Below are 19,636 nucleotides of genomic sequence, written 5' to 3'. Positions count from 1 at the left end.
ATTATTTTTTTACGAAGATTTCTTTATAAGTTCTTCCGTCCTCGAAAACAATTTGAAGATAGTATGTAGAAATAGGAAGTTTAGAAATATCAATAGAACAAGCATAGTCAAAATTGCCTGAACCGGAATAAACAGTTTGCCCGAGATAATCATAAATGTAAATGGAGCAATTACCAAGTCTTGCTTGAGAAGTAATATTCAAAAAATCGGAAGCAGGATTTGGTGCCAAATTAATCAAGGAAGAGAAGTTGTCTGGAACACCGAGAGAGCCGCTTCTCAGAGCAACTGCGAACCCCATACCTGGAGCAATCATCACCCAATCGGAAAAGATGTTTATTCTTTGAGGCATGTTTTTGTCTTCGTTGTTGCCAATTCCGAGCTGCCCATAGTCATTTAATCCCCAAGCCCAAAGCGTTCCATCTTTGTTAATTGCAAACGAGAAATAATCGCCGGCAAATACTTTTGCCCAGTTAGTATCGTTACCTATTTTAGTTGGGACAAGGCGATCCTCATCATCGCCAGTGCCTAATTGACCAAAGTGATTATAACCCCAAGCCCAGAGCGTTCCATCTTTGTTAACTGCAAGGCTGTGGTAAGCACCCGCAGCAATCGAAACCCATTCTTCGTTGCTAAGCAAACGCGGAGCGGCAACAGGTTCAGCAGTTCCTATGCCGAGTTCGCCATAGGAATTTCCGCCCCAAACCCATAATGAACCATCTTGTTTCAAACCCAAAACGTGATAATCGCCTGTTGCAATAGTAAGCCAATCGGTAGCATTGCCAACCTGAGTTGGGACGTTTCTATTGGTTTTGTCGGGCAATCCAAGCTGATATGAACGATTATCACCCCAAGCCCAGAGCGTTCCGTTGTCTTTAATCGCAAAGGAATAATCCCTTCCTGCGAAGACCTCGACCCAATCCATATCATAACCGATTGTATAAGGTAGCCTACGCGTAGTATTCCCGCCATCGCCCAATTGACCGTAGTCATTGCTACCCCAAGCCCATAATGTTTTGTTAGTGCGAATACCCAAGGTATGATAGTGTTTTGTTGAAATAGTAACCCAGTTCGATGCGCCTGAAAGCTTAGTTGGAATAGAATACGGATCGGTATTCCCAAGACCCAATTGCCCATACCAATTCAATCCCCAAGCCCAAAGCGAACCATCGCTTTTAAGACCGAGAGCATACGACCTGCCAGCTACAAGCTTTACCCAAGAGTAATCATAATCAGCTTGCAATGGAAAATTAGATTGGGATACCCCAATAGTACCACACTGGTTATCAGAATTTTTCCCCCAACCGTAGAATATTTTTGCATAAGAATTAATAGATGAGATTGACACAAAAATTGCAATAATGAATGAAAGTAATAATAATCTTCTCATCACTACTCCTGATGATTATAAATAAAACTATATTAATAACACCGATTCTATTCGTAAGTTACAAAATATTATTTATGATTTCACGGTAAACTGCTAATGCTTCAGGGAATGGAGAAAGAGCACGTTCCAACACACCTTGTGTCATAGAAATTGCAACACCATAATTAGTAATCGGCACACCCGCTTCTTTGGCTTTCATAATACGCACAAGTTTTTCATTGCGAGTTAGCATACAACTGCCGCAATGAATGATTAATTTATACTCCCTGAGGTTTTCCGGAAAATCCCGACCAGCGACGATAGAAATATCGGGATCGAAACCAAGATAGTTTCTAAGCCAACGAGGAATTTTGATACGCCCAATATCATCAATAGTTGGATGGTGAGTGCAGGCTTCGGCAATGAGAATTTTGTCGCCAGGCTTTATATGTTTAATTGAAGCAGCGCCTCGAACTTCTTCGAGCAAATCACCTTTATAGCGTGAAAAAAGTATTGAAAATGTAGTGGTTTTAATATGCGGAGGAGTGTCTGCCATCATTTTATGCACAACTTGTGAATCGCAAACTACAAGGTCAGGGTTGCGTTTCAAAGTGGTGAGCGAAATCGGGTACTCACTTTCTTTCACAACAAGGCAAATTCCGCTGGCGTCTAAAATATCGCGAATTGCTTGAACCTGTGGCAGAATTAACCTCCCTTTTGGTGCTTGCAAATCGATAGGAACAATCAAAATACAAAGCCCTTTCTGTGGGAGTAAATCGCCCAATAGTGGTGGAGGAGTGATAAAATCATCAGGCAATTTCTCAACAATTGAGTGCTTTATTTCTGAAATATATTTGTCGCGGTTTGCTAAATCAACCGAAGAAACAGATACATAAGTTGATTTGTAGTTCTGCAATTTTTCCAGAACATCGTTAGAAATTGGTGTTTTGTCTGTTTTATTGACAATTACAATATATGGCAGTTTCCTTTTATGGACAAAATCAATTAATTCTTCTTCATAATGAGTGAAATTGTTTGGTTCGATAACAATCAAAACGACATCGGAGCGGTCAAGCGCCCGTTTTGTACGTTCAATACGTTGCTCGGAAAGAAGTGAAACATCATCAATGCCCGCAGTGTCGAGCAAATTAACCGGACCTATTGGCAGAAGTTCCATTGATTTTTCCACAACGTCGGTTGTTGTACCGGGAACAGATGAAGTAATAGCGACATCTTGATTTGCAAGCATATTCAGCACGCTCGATTTACCGACATTTGTTCGTCCAAATATCCCAATATGAAGGCGAAGAGCCTTTGGTGCGGTTTGCATTTTACTACCTTGCTAATACGACAAATTGTGTTCTACGGTTCTTTGCGCGTCCTTCTTCTGTTGCATTAGAAGCAACCGGCTTGGCAAATCCAAATCCACGATAACGCAAGCGGTTGGGTTCCACCCCACGAGCAATGATTGCATCATAAACCGCTTTTGCTCTATTTTCTGATAGTTGTAAGTTATATTCCTGAGTACCGATGTTATCGGTATGTCCCTGAATTTCCAGTCGTAGCCGCGGACGTGTTAGCATTGCATCAACTATTTCTTCTATTATCGGGATAGCATCTTCCTTTAAATTCCATTTGTTGAAATCAAACAAAATTGGACGAACAAACTCATCTCCAACATCTTTCCACAAGTCCGAAGTATCATATTCTCCCATTGCTATCAAGCTATCATTGCGATTTGGCAAATTCAAGTAGCTAAAAACAGTGTGCCATCCCCAGTATTTTGGTGGTTTATAGGTAATTAAATAATAATAACGAAGACTATTATAAATATCGCGAAAAACATTTATCATCTGCTCGCGCGAATACACTTTATAGAATTTCCCTCCTGTGTAGCTGGCAAGCATTTTCATCTCTTCATCTTTTGTATAACCGAAAGCAACGCAAAATATATTTACGTTACGTTCTTTTGCAGCTTTAATAATTTCGCCTATTTCTTTTTTTGAGTAGTTTTCATCTCCATCGGTGAATAATACAATTACGCGTGGGGTTGTTGGGTCGGTGCCTTCGAAGAGCTCTATGCTGTTGTAGACTGCTTCGCGTATGCCGCTAAATAAGCCGAATCCCTGATTGCGTTTTGCACGAAACAAATTCAAAATTGTAGATGTATCACGGCTAAACGGAACTTTTAAATCGAAATCTCTATTAAAAGTTGCAATCGCAATTTGGTCGAACGGGAATTTAAGTTTCACAAACATTTCGGCTCCTTGATGAATTGCTCCCATTATCGGGTCCATCGAACCGCTATAATCAACTGTAAGAACTATATTGTAAGGAATAGAATCCATCGAACCAAATTCACGAACATTAAAATTTGGTATTTCAACATCTCTTGTATTATAAACTTTGCCGAGAGTTTCGCTCATCCGGACAAAGTAGTTTTCCTCAGACTTCTTATAAGGCTTAGCCATCTGAGTAATAAATCGCCCGAGTGAATCATATACACGAGTATAAAGTTTAACTGTATCAGGATACTTGTCTATCTCAATTCGGAAAATATCGTAGATTATTTGGTTGGTGTTTGCCGAATCGATTGGTATAGTCGATGTAATATAAATAGGTTTTTGAGCTGTATCGAGTGGGTCGTCAATTGATTTAATAAAATCAAAATCTGTCGGTCGATACGAACGACACGCCGATAAAATCGTAATAAAAATAATCAACAGCAGAAATTTATTTTTCATTTTATCCCAAAAAGCATAAACCAAGTAAAAAATGCAGAATTAACTCCTGAAAATTTTTGAAGCAATATCACGCGCCTTTTGCCGGTGCTCCTCCTTTACATGAATGGCGACGACTGCGAGAGCGCTTAGCATCATTGCGAGGTCGTCCGAGAACCCAAGCATTGGAGCAAAGTCCGGTATTGCATCAACTGGTGTGATGAAATAACCAAGCGCCCCTAAGATTACCGCTTTTGCCCAGTTCGGAGTTTCGCTATCACGAAACGAAAAAAAAAGTTGAAGAGCAGTTTCAACAAGTTTTTTCCCGGCGCGTTGCCAGCTTGACTGAATTTTGCTTTCTAACTTTTCTTGTGATAGTTCTAATTCTTTTACTTCTTGATTTTCCATAAACATCTCAATTTATTGTATTTTCAAGACTATTAATTAGCCAAATTATTGCTAATCAATGTTTTCTTCGAACTTTGCTTTGCAATGTGGGCAATACAGGTATTTTTCGAAGCCCGAAGATACTTTCTTATAGCGAATTTCGAGATAATAATTGCCGCATTCGGGGCATTCTTTTGCAACGGGTTCGTAATTTGTTATATAATTGCACTTTGGATAAGTCGAGCAACCCCAAAATTTTTTCTTAGATTTTGGGCTGTATTTTTCCACAAGATGTCCATTTTTGCATTTCGGACAGGTAACACTGGAACTTATTGGTTTAGTGCCGTCGCATTTCGGATAATTTGTGCAGCCGTAAAAGTTTCCATATTTACCTTTTCTAATTGCCATTGGACTACCACATTTGTCGCAAGTAACACCTTCGGCAATTACTGGTTTTGTTTCTTTTTTCAAGGATTTTGTGAAGGTGCAATCAGGATAGCGAGTGCAAGCAAGAAAACGCCCACGACGGCTAACTTTTATCACCATCGGGGCACCACACTCATCGCAAAGAACGTCTGTATAGTTACGTTCTGCTTCGCTGAGTGCTTTGCTAAATGGTTCGTAGAATTCTGTCAATACTTGGACGTACGTGCTTTTGCCTTCGGCTATTGTGTCGAGTTCTTCTTCCATTTTAGCAGTAAACTCGACGTTGAAAATATCTGGGAAATTGCTGATTAATATTTCATTAACATCTTTGCCTAAATCAGTTGGGGAAAATGCTTTCCCTGATTTTTCAATATACTTGCGTTCAAGCAAAGTTGAGACAATTTGAGCGTAGGTGCTTGGGCGGCCAATACCCAATTCATCAAGTTCTTTCACCAAACTTGCTTCGTTGTATCTTGCTGGTGGTTTTGTGGATGATTGCTTTGCTTGTGTTTCAATTAGTTCGACAATTTTATTTTTCCCAATATTTTTCGGCAGCAAAGCATCATTTTCTTCCTCTTTTTCTGTATTATCTTGCGTATCTTGATATACTGCCATAAATCCATCGAATTTCACAATTGTTCCCGTTGCACGGAAGAGAAAACTGCCACCTTCTATTGTTACAGTTGTTTGTTCCAAAATCGCTGCTTCCATCTGCGAAGCAACAAACCTATTGTAAATTAATTTATAGAGTTTTGCCTGGTCTTTGCTCAGGTGTTTCTCGGCAATTTGTGGAGTAATTTCGACAAAAGTCGGGCGGATTGCTTCGTGAGCATCCTGAACGTTTGCCGATTTTGTCGAAAAATGATTCGGCGAAGCAGGCAAGTAGTCTTTCCCGTAAGTTTTTTCAATGAACTGGCGAACAGAGGCAATTGCTTCGGGGCTAATTCGGACAGAATCTGTACGCATATAAGTAATTAAACCAATTTGTCCTTCGCTGCCGAAATTGACGCCTTCGTATAGTTGCTGTGCGATTTGCATTGTTTTCTTGTTCGCAAATCCGAGCTTTCGCGAGGCTTCTTGTTGCAGTGTGCTTGTTGTAAACGGTGCCGAGGGTCTTTTTTTGACTTGCGAAGTTTTAATATCAGAAATTTTGAACTGATTCTGTTTGATTTCGGCAATCAGTTGTTCGGCTTGCTCCTGGTTGCGAATAAAATAAAGTTTAGAGAGTTTCGCCTGAATCTTTTTTGTTTCTTCTTCTGTTTTCCCTTCGGCAGAACCTTCGGGATTTTTGATTGTTTTATTATGAAAAGCGATAAGTTTTGCTTCGAACGGCGCACTATTTTCGACTGTGAAATCGCCGAAGATGTTCCAATATTCAATTGGCTTAAATGTTTCGATTTCTTGCTCGCGTTCGCAAATTAGTCGCAGGGCAACTGACTGCACTCGTCCCGCAGATAATGGGTCGGTGGTTTTTGACATCATTGCATTCGAAACAAACGGCGATACCTGAAAACCGATAAGCCTATCCAGCACACGGCGAGCCTGCTGCGAATCTACCATACGCTCGTCTATCTGGCGTGGTTGAGAAATACCCCTTTCTATGCCGGACTTAGTAATTTCATTGAAAACAATGCGTTTAATATGATTATTTATTGGCTTAATCTCCTCGGCGATGTGCCAAGCTATTGCTTCGCCTTCGCGGTCCGGGTCGGTGGCAATTAGTACTTCGGCAGCTTTTTCAGCCGTCGACTTTAGTTTATTGATTACCTTCGACTTCCCTGAAATAACAACATATTTGGGAGCGAAGCCGTTTTTGATGTCAATTCCAAGATTGAATTTGCTCAAATCTTTAATGTGTCCCACTGATGCTTCGACAATATAGTCTTTTCCCAAATACTTATTTATCGTTTTTGATTTGGTGGCAGACTCCACGATTACAAGTTTTTTCTTAGCCATATTTTTCAACTGAAATTAAAAATAATGATAAATTAAAGAGATTATAATTTTAAATCAAACAAATATAATAAAGTGCATTTAAAATTATTTAAATTATTTTAACATATACGATATCAAATCTTTTGTTTTTGCAAGTATTACAACGTTTTTTAGATATTCACTAATTTTATTTCTAATTCATTTCAAATTTCTATTAACTTAATATTCACACCATAATTTTGCCATATCTATTTGTTCAATTATAGAGGAAGAGAGCGTGAGAACAATTTTTAAACGCAATTTAATGCTTACATTAGCATTCTTCGCTTTTATCTTAAATTCCTGCACCGAAGCAAAATCCACTACTGAACCAACAGATGACAATCTAATCACAATTTCAATCTTTTCAGACCCACATTTTTACGACAACTCGCTGGGTACAAGCGGTGAGGCTTTCGAGAACTATCTGGAATCTGACCGAAAAATGATTGCCGAAAGCGAAGCTATTATGAAATCAATTGTCAATATGATTTCCGGAGACAATTCTAAAATTGTTATCGTTACGGGCGATCTGACAAAAGATGGCGAACTCAAAAGCCACCAACTTTTCGCATCGTATCTAAAACAACTAAAAGATAAAGGTAAAAAAGTTTATGTTGTTCCGGGCAATCACGATATAGATAATCCAGCATCTTATTCTTATCCGGGTTCAACGCCTGTAAAAGTGCCAAATGTAAAAGCAGACGAATATAAAGCAATTTATGCTGATTATGGCTATAAAGGCGCTATTGCCACTGATCCAAATGGTTCGCTCAGTTATATTGCAGAACCTATAGATGGAATTTGGCTGTTTTGTTTGGATGCTTGCCGTTGGAGAGAAAATGCAGGCAAAACGCACTCGGTTACTGGTGGCGTTTTCAGCGAGGCAACATTCAATTGGATAAAAGAAAAACTTGCAGAAGGAAAGCAAAAAAATAAATTAATGATAGGAGCAATCCACCACAACGTCGTTGAACATTTCGTAGGGCAGAAGATGATGTTCGGCGAATATGTTCTGGACAACTGGGAGCAAGTTGCAAAAACATTTGCAGAAAATGGATTAAGTGTGATTTTCTCGGGGCACCATCACGCACACGATGTGAGAATTTACCGTTCTGGAAGCAATTTTATGGTTGATTTGCAAACAAGCTCAACAGTTACTTGGCCTTGTGCAATTCGAAGAGTAAGTATAGATAACAATCGTGTAATGCAAGTAACTTCCGAAAAAATAACAAGCATTAATTACGATACCAAAGGTCGTTCTTTCCAAGAGTATGCTCAGTATCAATTTACAAACGGGCTTTCTTCACTTATTCAGTCATACTTAAAACAAATGGGATTGCCTAACGAAGCAGTTAATATGCTTTTGCCAGTTGTTTTAGAAGCATACAAAGCGTACTCCCACGGGAACGAGGACCAATTTTATACTCAGGATATTCAGATGAAAATTGCGCAGGCAAAAGCTGCATTAAGTTCCAATCCACAACTTGCGGCTTTGCTTATGCTTATGGAGGGAATGTTCCAAGATCTCGACCCAGACGATTATAATTTTACTCTTGATTTAAAAACGGGCGAAATCGGCAAGAAATTTGTTGAAGTAACTAAGTAATTTCAAGAATTAACTTATTTAATAAAACAAAGGCTGGCATTAGTGCCAGCCTTTTGCTGTATAAAAGTGTCGAAAGAATTATTCAACGCAATCAAGCAAAATTTCTGCAATATCGCGAACGGCAACGTTTTCTGCTTCTTTAGCTTTCGTTCCGTCGGTAATCATTGTTGTGCAGAATGGGCAGTTTACAGCAATTTGCGAGCAACCAGTCGCCAATAATTCTTCGGTGCGTTCGATGTTTACACGCTTGCCTTCAGTTTCTTCCATAAACATTTGGGCTCCGCCGGCACCGCAGCAGAAACCGCGGTCGCCACTGCGAGAGACTTCGTTAATTTCGTATCCAGCTTTGTTTAGCAATGTTCGTGGTTTGTCGTAAATTTCGTTGTATCTACCTAAATAGCAGGAATCGTGATAAGCAATTTGTTTGCCGTTGCCATTTGGTTTCAATTTCAACTTACCTTCGTCAATCAAATTCAGCAGAAATTCGGTATGGTGAACAACTTCGTATTTGCCACCAAAGTCAGGATATTCGTTTTTCAAGGTATTGAAGCAATGTGGGCAAATAGTTACGATTTTCTTGACGTTGTAACGGTTCAAAGTATCAATATTAGCTTTGACAAGCATATCGGCTAAATATTCGTTGCCAGCGCGGCGAGCAACATCACCGGTGCACTGCTCTTCTGTTCCCAAAATTGCGAAGTTTACACCTGCTTTTTGCATAAGAGTGGCAAAAGCACGGGAAATTTTAATAGCGCGGTCGTCGTAGCTACCGGCGCATCCAACCCAGAAAAGGACGTCAAATTCGGGGTGTTCGGCCGCTTGGCGAATGCCAAGGTCTTCCGCCCAGCGAGCTCTATCAGATTGCGAAAAAGCCCATGGCGTTGCGTTTGTCTCTAAATTTCCGAAAGCATTTTGCAGAAGGGACGGGAAATTGGCTTCCATCATCACAAGCGAGCGACGCATATCAATAATTGCCGGGACGTGTTCAATCATTACAGGGCATTCTTGCATACAGGCGCCGCAAGTGGTGCATTGCCATAATGCTTCGATATCTTCGTACTCGCCGACAAATTTTTTGTCCAAAATCGCTTGTTCTTCGGACGAAATCTCAGCGCTTTCTTTTTGTTTTCGCAGCATAATTGGTGCAACATCAAACGTGCGATGGCGAATTTGCATAATAATTTCGCGTGGGTCTAATCTCTTGCCAGTTGTATTGGCAGGGCAAACGCTTGTGCAACGCCCACAATGAGTGCAGGTGTACCCATCGAGCAATTGTTTCCATGTAAGGTCTTCAATATCGACAACGCCGAATTTTTCGACACCTTCGGCTTCAAAATTTATTGGTTTAAGTTTATTGACAGGCGTGAGTGAACCTAAAAATACGTTTGGGACAGAAGTCAGAACGTGAAGATGCTTCGAGTAGGGCAGATAATTCATAAAAGCAAAGATGAAAAGAATGTGTACCCAGAAGGCAATCTCGTGAATTGTCGAAGCCGATTGAGGCGAAAACAGCGGCGCAATTGCCGCCGATATTGGACGGAACGCATTGCTTGCATCTGTGCTTGTAAGTATTGCAGTCGCATTTTCGATTAAGAGCGAGCTAACGATAACAAAAATCATCATCAAAATAAAGCCTGCTTCGAGTTGCTCGCCTTCTACTTGCAGACGCTTCACTTTCATCACATATCGGCGCAACAAAGCCCACACAACAGCAATAATTATCAATACACAGAATAAATCGATAAAGAAAGTTATTGCAGAATAAATTGGACCAAGGAAATTGTAGAAATGGTGAATTCCAAAGCCGGTGAAAACCGAATTGGATGCAGCGAACAGCAGAATAAGAAATCCCCAGAATATCCAAGCGTGAATTGTTCCGCCACTTGCTTCACGCAAAATTTTAATTTGAAAAATTGCCACTTTCAAAGCAAGCCATGTGCGTTTGGCAATGTTGTCTGTTCTGTTTTCGGGTTGTCCGAGCTTCAAGTAGCTTATGAGCCGAACGACATTTTTAGTAAAAAAACCGAATGCTGCTAAAAAGATTAGAATAAAGATTAAATTTTTTAAACCAAATTCCATAATTCTCACAATTATTTTTTAACAAAAACACAAAAAACAAAAATAAAGCAAATTTAAGTTATTGCAAAATAAAGAATTATTAGGATGAACTAATAAAGTAATTTTTTGATTAAACCTTTCGCAAAATTTATAGTCAAATGTATGTAATTTGTTTCAAAAACATAGAATGGAGAAAAAATGAAATCAAAAACATTGATTATGGCGGCAACAATATTATTAGCAGCAATTTTTCCGATGGAGGATTTGCTTGCTCAACGCGGTGGTTTCGGCGGTGGTCGGGGCAAAGGAGCAAACTGCCCAAATCCAGAACAACGCAAGCAAATGCGTGAATATTGCCAAAATGAAATGCTTCCTAAATTGGAAGAACTCAAAAAAGAACTCGACAGCCGTCTGAGCAAAACTGAACTCGAAAAGCTAAATGAACTTCGCAAACGTGCCTCTGAACTTCGCGAAGAAGCAATGAAAAAACGCGCCGAAAAGCCTCGTCCCAACCGCGACAGCAAACCAAGCTACGAAGAACGCCAAAAGTTCCGTGCCGAAATGGAACGACACCGCCAAAAAATGCAAGCAATTTTTGACGAAGTAGATAAAATCATCAAAAACAACAACTGGATTTTACAGGAAATTGAGCCTAAATTGGATAAAATTCAGCCAGAGCGCCCGAATTTTAACGATGAGGAACCACGTCGTCCTAATGTTGATGCACCAAATCCAGACTTCGGTCCTATGCCTGATAGAATGAGGCTGCACAGAGGATTTGATATAGAAAGATTTATGCTCTGGGACGGTAGCAATTTTATTGAAAGAGCGGAACGCCTTCGCCCCGATGCTAATTTGAACACTGTTACTAACTACCCAAATCCATTTTCCAACCAGACAAAAATTGCAATCAATTCCGAAAATGAGCAAAACGCCCGCATAAATTTGTATGATATTAATGGCGAATTCGTCGCAGAAATTTATAATGGGAAATTGAGCAAGGGAAAGAACGAAGTTTCTTTTTCGGCAAGCACAGTGAAAAATTTGAAGCCTGGGACATATCTTTATATCGTGTCGCTCGACGATGGCAGGAAGTTAGAAGGCAAGATGATATATTCGAAATAATTGGGAATTTGATTGAATAATCTGATTGGCTGCCTTACAAAAGATAAGGCAGCCATTATTTTATGTATATTATTATCGTTCTATAATAAATAATAATATGAAAGACTATATTTTGTGTATCCAAAACGAAATAAAAACAATTGCCCCTCTTCAAGAATGTGGAGTTGCATCTTTGATTAAAATATTTTATTGATAGGTCGGAATCAATTTTGATTAACTTTTCTTTGAGTTCTTCGATATTAAACGACATCTTTTTGTCAAGATAAACAAAATATTGATAATCACAAAGATTGTCAAAACGATAAATAATGCTGTCGTTAACATATGATACTCTTATTTTGTTGGTTTCGTAGTCTTTTAGCAAAGACGCTAACGGAAGGCAGCTATGTGTCGTTTTGATTACTTTTTTTAGATTTCCAATACCAGACTTTCAGAATAACCTCTAAATCCATTTTTCTTCCAGAATCCTTGTGAAATCTGATTTTCTATTGCTACTTTGCATTCCACTCTTGTAATACCATTTTCTTTAGCCCAATCGATTACATCCTTAAGCATGGTCTCTCCAATTCCATTTCTTCTTTGATCCTTTCGGACAACCATTTCAATAATTTCAACAAATCTCTTAATCGGATATATTGGTGGATACTCTATAATGTCTGCCAAAACATATCCAACTATTTCATTATTTTCATCAAGACATACCTTGAAAAATTTGCTTCCGCTTTGAATGTTCTCTTTAGCATAATTCTGATATGCCTGTTCTGCTTTTTCTCCCAGGCTAAAATATCTGTCATAGTTTTGATGTAGAAGCATCATATCTTTCCATAGTTCTGTTACTACATTTATATCTGACAATACTGCTTTTCTCAATTTCATGTGTTTATCCTCCAAATCATACTAAGTATTCAATATGCCACACATAACTACTTTCAAGTAAAATTTCGCCTAACGTTTTGCGTGTATGTGCAGTAGCGGCTTAGAAGCACTTACCTGCCCGTTAAGCACAAAGTTTCTAAAAAGCACAGACCTTCGATTTATCCCTTCACCTGCTATTGCCAAATACATGCTGTTGGGTGTTGTATTTATTCTTTCCATTCTTTATCTTGTATTGAATTGTAACGTCCCCAAAATTTATAATGTGTTAATGATGTTAAGGATATTAATTTTGACATAATCCTATATTTCATCAATAAATGCTGTAAGTAATACATAATCCACAAAAGTGCTATAAATATAACAGACCATACTGTCAGTCTAATAAATGAAGATTTTATCTCAAGTTGCAGAACACTTTGTAATAATATAGTAAATCCAATAGAATTTAATATGCTTACCATAACAATTAAGCCGTGTGCTGTTTCAATTGCTCTTTTGTGGCAGTTATTCATACAATGCATACAACTTTCACATTTAAAAGTCCAAAATGGATGATTATTAACCATTTTAATTGCTTTTACAGAGCATTGCTTTATGCAAGAACCACATAAATCACAATCTGCCGAAGCATAAAAAGATTTGGCGAATGCAAAGCGGCCTATGCAGTAATATGCCAATGCAATGGGTGAAATTAAAATATCTTGAATCAAATCCCGGTATGCAAGAAAATCACACTGACCTGAGAAAATCTTATCAGAGTGTTTTTTTACTCTGCTGTAGTTTTTTCTATGAAGGTATTTTACTGTATTTTCATTTAACGAAGGATGAATTGAAAGCCAATTGGAAGGCATATCAAAAGGAATCTGTCCGACAATTTTATAACCTTTACTTTTCATGATAAGAGAGGAAAGTATAAAAGCAACACCTGTCAATCCAGGAGTTATAAATTTCCCAATTTTCATTCCAGCCCGTGTGTTCATCAATACAACACGATTGTTTCCTTTTGGAAAATTACGAATAAAGTCTAGTGTTTTTTTGGGGAAATTAAAACCGTGTATTGGAGAAATTATCAGTATCAATGCATTATCAATCAATGCGGATACATTTTTGATATCACATTTTGCAATATCATAAATTTTGCAAGCAATTTTCTTTTTTGCTGCAAATTCTGATAACCATAAAGCAATTTGTTTTGCATTTCCGGTCCCGGAAAAATAAAATATTGTAACTTTTTGAATGTTATTCATTGCCTGCTACTTGCTCCGTAATAATGTACCTAACGTTCCGTCGGTATGAAATGAGGCATACTGCGTAACTCAAATTTATTTAGTCAATTTTCACGAAGGAACCAAGCGTGCTGAAACGCTTGATATCACTGCTAATTCTGCCATATTTTATACCGGCTATTGCGCCACCTTGTTTTTATAATTTTTTTAAGAAAGGTCTCAAACTATGTGACCAAACTTTATAACCATTATCATTTAAATGTATCTTATCTTTTTTAAATAATGATTCTTTGGGAATACCATTAGAATCAACAAACTCAATAGTGTTGTCAATATATATTAGAAAATCATTGGTTTCACAATACTCTTTAATCAATGAATTTGCTTTTTGTATTTCACTCCAATTTTTCCATCTTGTTTTTGCAGGGCTTGGAATTATAGGTAAAAAAATCACTGGCAAACCAGGGATGCTTTTATGAATTTTATTTGAAAATTCTATAAATCCTTGTAGTACTTGCGTAGAAGTTCTGGGTTTGTTCCCTTGAATATCGTTTGAACCAGCATAAAGAACGACAGCTTTGGGTTTATATTTAATCACCAATTCATCCACCCAATAAACAATCTCGTTTATTTTTGCTCCTGCTAAACCTCTATTTAATACATAAAAAGGGAACAAATCCTTTTCTATTGTTTTCCAGAATTTTATCACAGAACTTCCAGTAAATACTATAGAACCAGGTTCTGGAAAATTTATTTTATCTTGTTTCGAATATCTCTTAATGAAAAAACCGAACAATCTTGGATTATCATATTGTCCAAGTTTTATAATTCCAAAAAATATAATTGCAAAAGAAGTAATTATTGTTAATAGAGTAATCATAATTTTTACTAACTTTTATTCATTTTTTACATCCAAGTTTCTTTTCCAATATGTGGCACATAACGTTCCTTGGCTTGCTGTTTTTTCTATTATTCTATTTCGTTGCAAAACCGCATTGTAAAATTAAGTTAAATTCAGAAATTCGCAAAAATATTATTAATATTTATAAATTGCATCAAGTCGTTTTTAGCTTTATGGATTGGTGTTGTCTAGTAAGAGATAGTCTTTTGGCTGTCAAGTCAAAAAGTTGTTGTTTTTGTTTTTGTTTTTCTTCTTCTTATTTCGCTTGTATTCTTTGAATGTTGTCCAGTTGCCTCTTTATTCTTCAGAATATTATTTACTAACAATCTTTAAATTCATAACTTTTTCAAAATCAACGATTACCTCTTTTGAACGTATTTCAAATATACACGGCTTTGATTTCCCAACATTTTTAGTATTTATGATTTTTTCTTTCATTTCTTCAGAAATATCAAGTGCCAAAACTGCTTCTAATGCCTTTAAAGGGAAATAAATAGTTGCTTGAAGCAGCCACTCCATGCGGACATCCATGCAATTGTTTTCTTCTTTTTTTGAACTTTGCATAACCATGCTTTACCATCGTTGTAATATCGCCATTGACAATTCATCTCGTAATTTTGAAAGAGATTGAGTAAATCCAGATAAGCTTCATATGATTGACCAAGAACTCTTCTAAGCACAATTTCGTCAGGATAGATGTGCTCATCTCTCAGTTCTATATTATTGATTGTCAAAATCTGTTCCCCTTAATATTATTAAATGCATTCATACAGGTTACCATTATATATAACTTTTGCAAGTTTCTATCTACTTAATTTTTTTCCTGGATTGCACTGCATAAATATTCTATCGAGCGTTAGGTTCACAGAATTAATGTGGCGTTGCTGGTCTGCCTCGGGAGGAGTTAGGTAGTTTGCTTTGCCCTTGTAGGATTTGAAAATACCAGTTGAGTACCAAACTGTTCCGTCCAGCATTGAATAGCGAATACGTATTTGGTCCGCTGTTATTTCGCGATCGTTAGCAGAACCCTTGATAGTAATGTTTTTTTGTAAAACAAGCAAACAATTGTTGTTGTTTGTATCCAATTCAGCAACAAAGAAGCCTTCGAGTTGGGAGATAGCATTTATTTTTTCCAGAAAATCATTTATCGGCAACGAACAACCAAAAGAACGCATTTGCGGGGCTCTTTCGTAAATACTTTTACAGCCAAAAGCCAGCAAGAGTGCGAGTATAATAAAGGCTTTTTTCATATCCAAACCCATTTATTTATTTTTCAAATTGCTCACAATTTCGTATAGTTTAATAAAATCATCAAGGCAAAGTTGCTCGGCTCGCGATGAAAAATAGTCAAGCTTATTCTGTTTCAATTCTTCTTCCAATAATTTTGGGGGGATTTTGCAAGCATTCAAATAGTTTTCGAGCGAGTTGCGAAGCATTTTGCGGCGTTGCGAAAAAGCACTTCTCACAAGCGACATGATATCTTTGAAGGCGCTTAAATATTTTTGTTCTTCGTAGAAATCAAGTACAAGAACAGACGAAGTTACTTTCGGAACAGGGAAAAACGAACCCGCCGCAATATCGAAAGCAATGCTCGGGGTACAAACCAAATTAGCAGCAACCGAAGTTATTCCATATTGTTTGCTTCCGTGACGGCTGCAAATGCGTACAGCCACTTCTTTTTGCACTGTAAGAACAGCTTTTGATATATATTGAGCATTCTCAAATAGCAAAAAGAAAATTTCCGTCGAAATATTATACGGTATATTACCGACTATCAGCAATGGTTCGTTATTTTGCTCAAAATGCCTTTTAATATCGAAGTTCAAGATATCTGAATGGATGATTTTTAATTTGTGGTTGAATTTATTTTTCAGGTAGTCAATTGCACGTTCGTCTAATTCAACAATAGCAAGCAAAGGTTGCCGCTCGACCAAAAATTCAGTTAGGGCACCCATTCCGGGACCAATTTCGAGAACGTGTTTTCCCGAGATATCTCCAAGCAACGAGACAATCCTCGAAGCAACGGTCTTGTTTTTCAGGAAGTTCTGACCTAATGATTTTCGTGGCAAGATATCTTTCATTTTGGACTGAGAATTTTTCGCAAATCGTTGTAAGTCTCTTCGATTCCGATAGAAACAACTTTTGTATCGGAAATAGTTGATATGAAGCTTGTATCGCCAGACCAGCGTGGGACAACGTGAAAATGGAGGTGCTCGGGCAAACCGGCGCCGGAAGTTCTGCCGAGGTTTGCACCTAAATTGAAGCCATGCGGCGAGTAAATTCCCATTAAAGCAGCAACGCATTCTTGCATAAGAGCAAAGATATCGCCCAACTCATCTTTTGAAAGTTCAGTGAAATCTCCGATATGGCGATATGGAGCAATTAATGTGTGTCCGTTGTTGTAGGGATATAGATTTAGCACAGCAAAACAGTGCTGGCGACGAGCAACGACATAAGTTTCGTTGTCTGGTTTGTCGCCGCTTGCAGCAACGCACAGGAAGCATTCTTCTTTGCTTTTTTCTTGTTCGTCTTTGAAAGTGCCGATATATTTACTTCGCCAGGGGGACCAAAGAGTTTCCATAATATGAACCTTTTTAGTGCAAAAATATCTAAAATTTTGGAATAAAGAAAATAAAGTTACTAAGGCAAAGGGAAGCTTGCTTGGGGAATAAAAGTGCATTGGGTCGCAAAGCTGGATATCAATATCTATATATCAATATAGTTTGTTAATTTAGAATTATAGCGGCAAACAAAGAAATCGTTTTAATTGTGCCTCGAAAAAATAAGGGGCGATGATGTTTTGCCCCTTATAGTTCTATTTTATTTCTTCGCAATTTGGCTGATGTTCTTTGTTTCGATTTTTACGGGGAATTGCTTGCGAAGGCGGTTAAGCCATTGCTCTGTGAGGTTTTTCTGAATAATATCTTGAATTTTTGGTGCGATATCAGGTATTGCTTCTTCGAAAGTCTTTCGGCGGGCGCCCTCGATAGCGTTCACTTTAATTATGGAATAGCCTTGCTCGAAAGCAATTGGCTCGGAAATATCGCCAGGCGACAACTTATGCTCGGAGGCAAGTTTTGCAAGTTGGTTGCGATCGAGCGGAAGCGGCCCGTGATAACCGTTTTTCCCACGCATTCCTATTCTCTGGGTATGCTTGTTTGCTGCTTCGTCGAAACTTATAGCACCGGCACGAATTTGCTTAAAGACGCTATCAGCATCTGCCTTCTGCAAAAAGTAAATTTCGCTTATATCATACATCACCGGTCGGGTCAAATCAATTGAAGTTGTGTCATAGTATGCTTTTGCTAATGTGGAATCGAACTTCATTTTGTCCCATACTTCGAGCGCTTCGACTTTGAAGAGCAAGATACCATCGCGAAATTCTTTCACCAAATCGTTGAATTCCTCGTATTCCTTTTCTAAATTGCTTGTAGTATAATCAAGAACGCGAGCCTCGACAATCTTTTTAATTGCATTGCTAAGTCCGTCTCGATTTAGCGGAGTGCCGCGAAGTTCCTTCGAAGTAGCAATTTCATCAACGAACTTGCCAACCGTTGTATTTTCGTTTCGCAATGTAAATATTGTCTGCTTCTTGATTGGCTCAGTAATTGCCATTTGCCAATCGGGATCGATACTTGTTTTTGTGGTATCAAGGACATTCAGCAATGCTTCAAGTGCTTGCTCGTTCTTTTTAAAGCCGAATTCATTTTCAAGTTTTTCGATATATTTAATTTTATCTTCGGAAAAATAAAGGCGTTTGTAAGTTGCCCGAAGTTCGTCTATTTCAGCAGCAATATTTATCGGCAAAATAGAATCAACCTTGAAAATATGGTAATAGTTTTGAGTGAAAATTGGGTCGGAAATTTCCCCTGCTTTCAATTTATAGATAGCGTCTTCGATTTCAGGGATGTATGTTTCCTGCGTGTTGTTCAAGCCACTCGAGCGGCTATAGTAGCCATCGACAACACCACCTTGCGGAGCGGTGCGAGTATCGATACTATGCTCTTTTGCAATATCGGCAAACGACACTTTGCCCTGTCGTATAATTTTGACCAAACTATCAGCTTTATGTCTGAATTCTTCATCGCTTAACTTATTATTTTTATTTTCGAGTACAATCGAACGAAGTCTCAGGTAGTTTCGTGGAGCTTCATCCAACACTTTGATAAGAAAATAGCCGAAATTCGTTTTAACTGGGTAATTTGTGTATTCACCTTTTTTTAATTTATATATTTCTTCTTCCAGAATTCGATTGACGCGTCCAACAGTTATGTAACTACGAACAACGCCACCGTTTCGAGAAGTTTCAGGATCGTCTGAATACTTTTTGGCTACTTCTTCGAAAGGAACGCCTTGCCGCAACTCGTTCAGAGCATTGTTGATCTTTTCGTATGCGGCTGTTGTATCGGCATTCATCCCAACAATCGCAATAATAATTGCAACTTTGTATTCTTTTTCACGCATTTTCTGCCATTTCTCAAGAGTAGGCTCTGTAAGTTTCTTTTCGAAGAAAAACGATTCGGCAAGCAATTTTCTATTCTGCACGATATCGTCTATCACTGATGAGTCTTTGTCAAATCCACGAGAGATTGCATCCTGAACTTTAAGCCTATAATTAGCATATAGAGTAACAAAATCAATAATGCTATCTTTGGTCAAATCGGATAATTTTTGATGCTTGCGGTTCATATTTTTCTGGAATGCGCGCTCAACTTGCTTATAGGTAATGTTCTCTTTGCCAACAGTTGCCAGCACAATGTTCGAATAGTCTGTTGGTTTCTTCTTCTGCGCAAAAGAAACAAAACAAATTCCAATTAGCAACAACGCAACGATAATCCATTGCTTCATAATTCCTTCCCTCTATGAGAATTAACAATTTGCATGCAAAATATTAAGTAAATTACTATTTTTTTTTGGAAATACAAAGAAATCGAGAACTATGGGATCGTAATAAAATAAATACCGTTT

16 protein-coding genes and 1 pseudogene are annotated in these 19,636 nt (G+C 38.0%); 2 read left to right on the top strand and 15 right to left on the bottom strand.

The features are described from left to right. Position 1: 1 nt before the first annotated feature. From AC6QZF_RS03305 to topA, 5 genes are read right to left on the bottom strand one after another with little or no spacing between them, the layout of a single operon-like run. Positions 2-1,387, bottom strand: coding sequence for an RCC1 domain-containing protein (locus tag AC6QZF_RS03305; protein ID WP_499798455.1), 1,386 nt, complete (start codon positions 1,385-1,387; stop codon positions 2-4). A gap of 58 nt (positions 1,388-1,445) precedes the next feature. Next, positions 1,446-2,696 (bottom strand): [FeFe] hydrogenase H-cluster maturation GTPase HydF, encoded by a 1,251-nt coding sequence (hydF, locus tag AC6QZF_RS03300; RefSeq protein ID WP_499798454.1) that lies wholly within the window; start codon positions 2,694-2,696, stop codon positions 1,446-1,448. Positions 2,697-2,700: 4 nt separating this feature from the next. Further along, positions 2,701-4,110 (bottom strand): OmpA family protein, encoded by a 1,410-nt coding sequence (locus AC6QZF_RS03295; protein ID WP_499798453.1) that lies wholly within the window; start codon positions 4,108-4,110, stop codon positions 2,701-2,703. 39 nt (positions 4,111-4,149) lie between these two features. Beyond that, entirely contained in the window at positions 4,150-4,494 is a 345-nt protein-coding gene (locus AC6QZF_RS03290; protein WP_499798452.1) for a YkvA family protein, read from the bottom strand. Positions 4,495-4,545: 51 nt separating this feature from the next. Further along, on the bottom strand, positions 4,546-6,855 hold the full coding sequence (gene topA, locus AC6QZF_RS03285) for a type I DNA topoisomerase (RefSeq protein ID WP_499798451.1): 2,310 nt from the start codon (positions 6,853-6,855) through the stop codon (positions 4,546-4,548). 256 nt (positions 6,856-7,111) lie between these two features. Between topA and AC6QZF_RS03280 the strand changes: the two genes are divergently transcribed. Continuing rightward, positions 7,112-8,482: a metallophosphoesterase family protein gene (locus AC6QZF_RS03280; RefSeq protein ID WP_499798450.1), complete on the top strand. Its 1,371-nt coding sequence runs from the start codon at positions 7,112-7,114 to the stop codon at positions 8,480-8,482. 78 nt (positions 8,483-8,560) lie between these two features. Here the strand turns inward: AC6QZF_RS03280 and AC6QZF_RS03275 are convergent, their stop codons facing one another. After that, entirely contained in the window at positions 8,561-10,561 is a 2,001-nt protein-coding gene (locus AC6QZF_RS03275; protein ID WP_499798449.1) for a (Fe-S)-binding protein, read from the bottom strand. Positions 10,562-10,738: 177 nt separating this feature from the next. Between AC6QZF_RS03275 and AC6QZF_RS03270 the strand changes: the two genes are divergently transcribed. Continuing rightward, complete coding sequence (locus AC6QZF_RS03270; RefSeq protein ID WP_499798448.1) at positions 10,739-11,665, top strand: T9SS type A sorting domain-containing protein; 927 nt, start codon at positions 10,739-10,741, stop codon at positions 11,663-11,665. 408 nt (positions 11,666-12,073) lie between these two features. Here the strand turns inward: AC6QZF_RS03270 and AC6QZF_RS03265 are convergent, their stop codons facing one another. The 9 genes and pseudogenes from AC6QZF_RS03265 to AC6QZF_RS03225 form a co-directional block, all read right to left on the bottom strand. Then, positions 12,074-12,541 (bottom strand): GNAT family N-acetyltransferase, encoded by a 468-nt coding sequence (locus AC6QZF_RS03265; protein ID WP_499798447.1) that lies wholly within the window; start codon positions 12,539-12,541, stop codon positions 12,074-12,076. Positions 12,542-12,610: 69 nt separating this feature from the next. Beyond that, positions 12,611-12,760, bottom strand: a complete 150-nt coding sequence (locus AC6QZF_RS03260) for a hypothetical protein (RefSeq protein ID WP_499798446.1) — start codon at positions 12,758-12,760, stop codon at positions 12,611-12,613. Next, the gene (locus tag AC6QZF_RS03255) at positions 12,748-13,788 is read right to left on the bottom strand and encodes an EFR1 family ferrodoxin (RefSeq protein WP_499798445.1); all 1,041 of its coding nucleotides are present in this window, start codon (positions 13,786-13,788) and stop codon (positions 12,748-12,750) included. Before AC6QZF_RS03255 ends, AC6QZF_RS03260 begins: the two co-directional genes overlap by 13 nt. Before the next feature lie 175 nt (positions 13,789-13,963). Further along, the gene (locus tag AC6QZF_RS03250; RefSeq protein ID WP_499798444.1) at positions 13,964-14,647 is read right to left on the bottom strand and encodes a GDSL-type esterase/lipase family protein; all 684 of its coding nucleotides are present in this window, start codon (positions 14,645-14,647) and stop codon (positions 13,964-13,966) included. A 333-nt stretch (positions 14,648-14,980) separates the two neighbouring features. Further along, positions 14,981-15,348 (bottom strand): annotated as a pseudogene (locus AC6QZF_RS03245) (DUF3788 family protein). A gap of 123 nt (positions 15,349-15,471) precedes the next feature. Continuing rightward, positions 15,472-15,918, bottom strand: coding sequence for a hypothetical protein (locus tag AC6QZF_RS03240; RefSeq protein ID WP_499798443.1), 447 nt, complete (start codon positions 15,916-15,918; stop codon positions 15,472-15,474). A gap of 12 nt (positions 15,919-15,930) precedes the next feature. Next, positions 15,931-16,749: a 16S rRNA (adenine(1518)-N(6)/adenine(1519)-N(6))-dimethyltransferase RsmA gene (gene rsmA, locus AC6QZF_RS03235; protein WP_499798442.1), complete on the bottom strand. Its 819-nt coding sequence runs from the start codon at positions 16,747-16,749 to the stop codon at positions 15,931-15,933. Next, complete coding sequence (locus tag AC6QZF_RS03230) at positions 16,746-17,249, bottom strand: HIT family protein (protein ID WP_499798441.1); 504 nt, start codon at positions 17,247-17,249, stop codon at positions 16,746-16,748. The genes rsmA and AC6QZF_RS03230 overlap by 4 nt, the downstream gene beginning before the upstream one ends. 239 nt (positions 17,250-17,488) lie before the next feature. After that, positions 17,489-19,516 carry a peptidylprolyl isomerase gene (locus tag AC6QZF_RS03225; protein WP_499798440.1) on the bottom strand — a complete coding sequence of 676 codons (2,028 nt, stop codon included), beginning with the start codon at positions 19,514-19,516 and terminating at the stop codon, positions 17,489-17,491. Positions 19,517-19,636: the final 120 nt, after the last annotated feature.

Source organism: Eximiradius sp. (assembly GCA_937127445.1).
Classification (GTDB): domain Bacteria; phylum Bacteroidota; class Ignavibacteria; order Kapaibacteriales; family UBA2268; genus JAKIZO01.
This window is presented reverse-complemented; position numbering and strand designations above follow the sequence as displayed.